Below are 5,199 nucleotides of genomic sequence, written 5' to 3'. Positions count from 1 at the left end.
CCCTCTCGGGGGGGCGGCGGGCGCCGCGGGTGGCCTGGGGGTGAGCTTGTCGGTGAGCAGCCCGCCGAAGAAGATCAGCACCGCGGCCAGCTGGAAGAGCAGCGGCACCAGCAGCCACCCCTCGTTCGGCAGCGCGAAGAAGCGGTGGAACGAGATCAGCACCGCGGCGTGCAGCGCGGTGATCTTCGCGCAGTCCACGACATGGTCGAGCCACTCCCCCGCCGGGCTCGACTCCCCGCGCAGCCTGGCCAGTTGGCCGTCGGCGGAGTCCAGCGCGAAGCCCAGTACCAGACCGGCCCACACGGCGAGGGCCAGCGGCCACGACGGGCGGGCCAGCGCGATCCCGGCGACGGCCGCGCCGCTGAGCAGCCCGCTCAGCGCGGTGACGTGGTTCGGCCGGAGCCCCACGACGTAGGCGCCGGCGGCGAGCGCGCGCCCCAGGGGGCGGTTGACCCAGCGGGAGTACAACGAGACGCCCTTGGCCGTCTTCTGCGCGTCCCGCAGCCGCCGCAGCGCCGCCCCGTAGCCGCCTCTCCCCGCCATGCGTGGCATCATCCCATGCGCATCCCGCGCGCGGCGCCGCATCCGGCACGGATACGATGCTGGCGCGGAACCAGACGTTCGACGGGGAGGGTTCATCGATGCGGGTGCGAGCACGACTGACGACGGCCGCGGCGGGGTCATCGCTGGCGCTGGCGCTGGCGGCGTCCCTGTCGGGCTGCATGACGGTCCACGGCGAGGAGGCCGTGGTGCCCGCCGCCTCCGAGAAGGAGGCGCAAGCGGCCCTCGAACGCTACGTCGAGACCAGCAACGAGGCGAGCGAGTCGCTGGACGCGGAGCTCAACTCGACGGTCGAGAGCGGCGCGCTCGGCACGATCCGCGCGGCGCAGCTGACCTCGATGCACACCCGGTCGCCCGCGGGCAACGAGAACTTCACGCCGCTGGAGGTCAGCGACACCCAGTTCCACATACCGCAGCAGGCGGGCTGGCCGAAGTTCTTCGTCGCGGACACGCAGTCGAACCAGACGCCGGACAACCGCTGGCTGCTGGTCTTCACGCGCACCAGCATCGACGAGGACTGGGGCGCCTCCTACCTCACGCTGCTGCCCGCGGGCGGCGGCCCCGAGCTGGCCGAGGACGACGACGGGTACCTGGACGACCTCCCGGTCACCGGCGAGACCAACACCGGCCTGGTCATCGAGCCGGGCGAGGTGTCCACCGCGTACGCCGAGTACCTCCAGAACGGCGACGGACCGTTCAACGACGGCGAGTGGACCAGCGCGGAGGTCACGCGCCGCGAGGAGCTGGACGGGAACGCGGCGTTCGTCATGGAGTACCAGGACGCGGCCCCGGCCGGGGACCGGGAGGGCTTCCAGCCGGTCGCGATGCGCACCACGGACGGCGGCGCCCTGGTGCTGTTCGCCTCGCTGCACAACCAGAAGCAGACGATGGCCGAGGGCGAGACGCTCGAAGTCCACGAGGACGTCGAGCCGCTGCTCGACACCCCGGCCGAGCGCTCCCTCACGCTGGAGCAGGTCGCGATGATCTCCGCCGTCGTCCCCGAGGGCGAGGAGGACGCGCTCAACGCCGTGGAGCTGCTGTTCCGCTCGATCGGCGTGGTCTCGGCCTCGGGCGACTGACCGCCCCCTCACACGACCGCCACGGCACGAGCCCCGGCGGCCCACACGGGCCCCGGGGCGGGGCCGCGCCGGAATCACCGCGGCCGGGGACGCATCCGCGCGCGCCGGAGCACCCGAAACGCGCGGGCGCGCTCGACTCACCGCAGCCGCGGACACATCCGCGCGGGAACGCTCGACTCACCGTGGGCGAAGACCCGTTCGCCCACGCGCGCCGGAACGCGCCGGAGCACTCGAAGCGCCACAGCCCACAACGCGCGGGCACGCTCAACTCACCGCAGCCGCGGACGCATCCGCGCCGGAGCACCCGAAACGCCGCGGCCCGGAACGCGCGTGAGCGCTCGGCGCACCGTGCTCAGCGGTGTCGGCCGGCCTGGGCTTCCCTGGCGGGTGAGCGTCCCGGCAGTTCGTCGCCGAAGACGTCGGTGAGGGCGGCCAGCAGCGTCAGTGGCTCGGGGAGCGGGTGCTCGGGGCCGCGCAGCCAGCGCACGCCCGCCTCGGTCCCGCCGGGCACCCGGGAGGGCGGCAGCAGCACGTAGCTGCCCCGGCAGTGCCAGCGCAGCCCCGGGTGCTCGTCCATCGTCTCGGGGTGGCAGTCCAGCTCGCAGGGCCACCACTCGTCCTCGTCGTCCGGGGTGCCGCGGGTGGTGGTGAAGAACAGCACGCGGTCCGGGTCGGTGACCGCCACCGGGCCGAACCCGGCGTTGGCCGCGGCCAGGCGTTCGAGCGCCGCGTAACCCGCCTCGGCGGGCAGGTCGAGCACGTCGTGGGCGCGGCCGGTGGCGGTCACGAAGTTCGCCTCGGGGTGGGCCCGCAGCCAGCGCGCGATCTGGTCGGGGTCCGTGGTGGCCTGGGTCGCCCAGGCCAGGGAGAGCGGGTGGCGGGCCGGGGTCGGACAGCCGATCCGTTCACAGGAACAGCCGTACCCCTGCGGGTGGGCGGCCGGGGCCAGCGGGAAGCCCGCCTCGGCGGCGGCGAGCAGCAGCTCCTCGCGGGCGCGGGCGGCGGCTGCTCCGGCGGCGGCGCCCCGGGCGCCGCGTCGCAGCCAGCGGGGGAATCTGCTCTCGCGTTCCATCAGCCTGCAACCGCCTCACTTCCGTCCCGGTGCCCCCTGGAGCGCATCGGTCCAGCCTTTTATTCCGCTTGATCCGCGGTGACGCGAGGGACGGGAGGCGCTCCACGCGTCTGGGGCACATCCTGCCCTGTGGGAGCGACCGATGGGTAATCGGCAACGGGCGGCCAGGGCGCGCCCCAGTCGGCCTCCCGCGCGGCGCGGTACTCCTCCCCGCGGCGCCTGGAGACGGTCTCGCGGCGCAGCTCGCCGTCCCGGGTGCACAGGTCGAGCAGCACCTGGCCCTTGCGCAGCAGGGGCCTGCGGACCACGCGCCCGCGCGCCGCCTCGCCCCCGCCGCGGACGGCCGCCACATAGGCGAACTTCTCGTCCTCGTACGGCAGTACGCCCCCCTTCACCCGACGGTGGAGGGCGGAGCGGCTGACCCGGGCGGCGAAGTGGCACCAGTCGGCGCCCACCTCGACGGGGCAGGTGCCGCCGTGCGGGCAGGGGGCCAGGACCGTGAGCCCGGCGGCCAGCAGCCGGTCCCGCGCGGCGCGCACCCTGAGGTAGCCGTCGGGGGTGCCCGGCTCCACCAGCACCACGGCCGTTCCCTCGGTGGCCGCCACGCCCGCCGCCGCGTCGACCACGGCGTCGGCGGCCTTCTCCGGCAGCTCGCCGAGGAGGTAGGAGACGGTGACCAGGTCGGCCTCCGGCAGGGCCGGGCCGCCGGGAGCGTCCACCGGGGACCGCCGCCACTCGACACGGTCGAGCGGCCCGCCCGCCGGCGCCGCGAGCTCGCGGCCGAGGTCGAGCGCGGGCCCGGCCCGGTCCACGACCACGGTGCGCCGTTCGGCGTCGGGCCACACGGCGTCCGCGGCCCAGACGGCCGCGCCGGTGCCGCCGCCCAGGTCGAGGTGGGTGCGGGGCGCCCAGTCCGGCACCCGGGCGGCGAGCTCGCGCAGCGCCGCGCCGACCGCCTCGAACGTGGCGGGCATCCGGTAGGCCGCGTACGCGAGCGCGTCGGCCCGGTCCCGCAGGACCGGTGCCGAGGGGCCGCGCTCACGGTCGCGGTAGCCGGAGATCAGGCGCTCGACCCTGCCGGCCGCCTGGAGTGGCGGCAGGCCGTCGAGCAGCCGGTCGAGCGCGGCGCGCAGGGGCTGGGAGGCGCTGGTCACCGGGACAGGATAGGACGGCCCGCCGCCCGCCAGGGGCGGCACAGGGTGAGGAAGCAGACTCCGGCGAGGAGCACGGAGACCAGCTGCACCACGGCCATCGGCAGGGCCGTCTCCTCGCCCGCGATGCCGACCAGCGGGGAGGCGACGGCGCCCACGAAGAACGCGGAGGCGCCGAGCAGCGCGGAGGCGGAGCCCGCGGCGTGCGGGGTGCGCTCCAGGCCCTCGGAGTTGGCGTTGGGCAGGACCAGCGGCATGGAGCCCATGAGGAGGAACAGGCCCGCGGAGACGGGGACCAGGCCCGGTTCGCCGAACACGCCGCTGGTCATGACGAGCAGCGCGGTGGCGGAGAGGGTGACCCCGGCGAGGCCGAGGGCCATGATGTGGTGGACCGGCACGCGGCCGACGAGGACCTTGCCGTTGAGCTGGCTGACCGCGACCAGGCCGATGGAGTTCGCCATGAACAGCATGCTGAACGTCTGCGGCGAGGCGCCGTAGATCTCCTGGATGACGAACGGCGACGCGGCGACATAGGCGAACAGCGCGGCGAAGGTGAGGCTGCCGACGAGCAGGTGGCCGGTGAAGACCCGGTCCCTGAACAGCCCGCCCATGGCGCGGAGCGCGGGCCGCACGCCGCCCGCGTCGCGCCGTTCCCGGGGCAGGGTCTCGGGCAGCCAGCGGGCGACGACGAGGACCAGCGCGATCCCGGCCACGGTGAGCACGACGAAGATGCCGCGCCAGTCCGTGAAGCGCATCAACTGCCCGCCGAAGACCGGCGAGAGGATCGGCGCGGCGCCCGAGATGAGCATGAGGGTGGAGAAGAAGCGGGCCATCGCCACGCCGTCGAACAGGTCGCGGACGACGGCGCGGGAGATGACGACGCCGGCCGCGCCCGCGAGCCCCTGGATGAAGCGGAAGGCGGTCAGCGACTCCACCGTGGGCGCCAGCGCGCAGGCGGCGGAGGCCACGACGTAGCAGGACAGGCCGGCGATCAGCGGGCGGCGGCGGCCGAGCTGGTCGCTCATCGGGCCGACGATCAGCTGGCCGAGGCCGAGCCCCAGCAGGCAGGCGGTGAGCGTCAGTTGAACGGTGGCCGCCCCGGTGCCGAGGGAGTGGCCCACCTCGGGGAGGGCGGGCAGATACATGTCCATCGACAGCGGCGGCACCGCCGAGAGGCCGCCGAGGATGAGGGTGAGGACGACTCCCGCGCGCTGCCTGCGGGTCAGCCGCGGGTCGGCCGCGGGGGCGGCACCGGTGCGCGGTGCCCGCGCCGGGTGCTTCCCCACCGGGTGCTCCCCCGCCGGGTGACGGCGGGGGCCGTCTCTTATACACATCC

Annotated in this window: 5 protein-coding genes; 1 reads left to right on the top strand and 4 read right to left on the bottom strand. The window is 75.1% G+C overall.

All coding sequences use genetic code 11. The features are described from left to right. Window positions 1–543 (bottom strand): CDP-alcohol phosphatidyltransferase family protein (locus ADY01_RS32330; RefSeq protein WP_049580297.1); only part of this gene is annotated, 543 nt, incomplete at its 3' end. 56 nt (window positions 544–599) lie between these two features. Here ADY01_RS32330 and ADY01_RS32325 point away from each other — a divergent pair. Then, window positions 600–1,640, top strand: a complete 1,041-nt coding sequence (locus ADY01_RS32325; RefSeq protein ID WP_049580296.1) for a hypothetical protein — start codon at window positions 600–602, stop codon at window positions 1,638–1,640. A 352-nt stretch (window positions 1,641–1,992) separates the two neighbouring features. On the opposite strand, the gene ADY01_RS32320 is transcribed toward ADY01_RS32325, so the two are convergent. The 3 genes from ADY01_RS32320 to ADY01_RS32310 are packed head-to-tail and all read right to left on the bottom strand — an operon-like array spanning window position 1,993 to window position 5,197. Continuing rightward, complete coding sequence (locus tag ADY01_RS32320) at window positions 1,993–2,712, bottom strand: bifunctional DNA primase/polymerase (RefSeq protein ID WP_078900798.1); 720 nt, start codon at window positions 2,710–2,712, stop codon at window positions 1,993–1,995. A gap of 59 nt (window positions 2,713–2,771) precedes the next feature. Continuing rightward, entirely contained in the window at window positions 2,772–3,866 is a 1,095-nt protein-coding gene (locus ADY01_RS32315; RefSeq protein WP_107081889.1) for a small ribosomal subunit Rsm22 family protein, read from the bottom strand. Further along, window positions 3,863–5,197, bottom strand: coding sequence for a multidrug effflux MFS transporter (locus tag ADY01_RS32310; protein WP_078900797.1), 1,335 nt, complete (start codon window positions 5,195–5,197; stop codon window positions 3,863–3,865). Before ADY01_RS32310 ends, ADY01_RS32315 begins: the two co-directional genes overlap by 4 nt. Window positions 5,198–5,199: the final 2 nt, after the last annotated feature.

The organism is Streptomyces sp. SBT349 (assembly GCF_001083795.1).
Lineage (GTDB): Bacteria > Actinomycetota > Actinomycetes > Streptomycetales > Streptomycetaceae > Streptomyces.
This window is presented reverse-complemented; position numbering and strand designations above follow the sequence as displayed.

What these genes read in the sequence shown, in the direction of transcription:
- ADY01_RS32325 (WP_049580296.1), top strand. Translation starts at nt 600, where the DNA reads ATGCTGGCGCGGAACCAGACGTTCGACGGGGAGGGTTCATCGATGCGG.
- ADY01_RS32320 (WP_078900798.1), bottom strand. Translation starts at nt 2,712, where the DNA reads ATGGAACGCGAGAGCAGATTCCCCCGCTGGCTGCGACGCGGCGCCCGG.
- ADY01_RS32310 (WP_078900797.1), bottom strand. Translation starts at nt 5,197, where the DNA reads ATGTGTATAAGAGACGGCCCCCGCCGTCACCCGGCGGGGGAGCACCCG.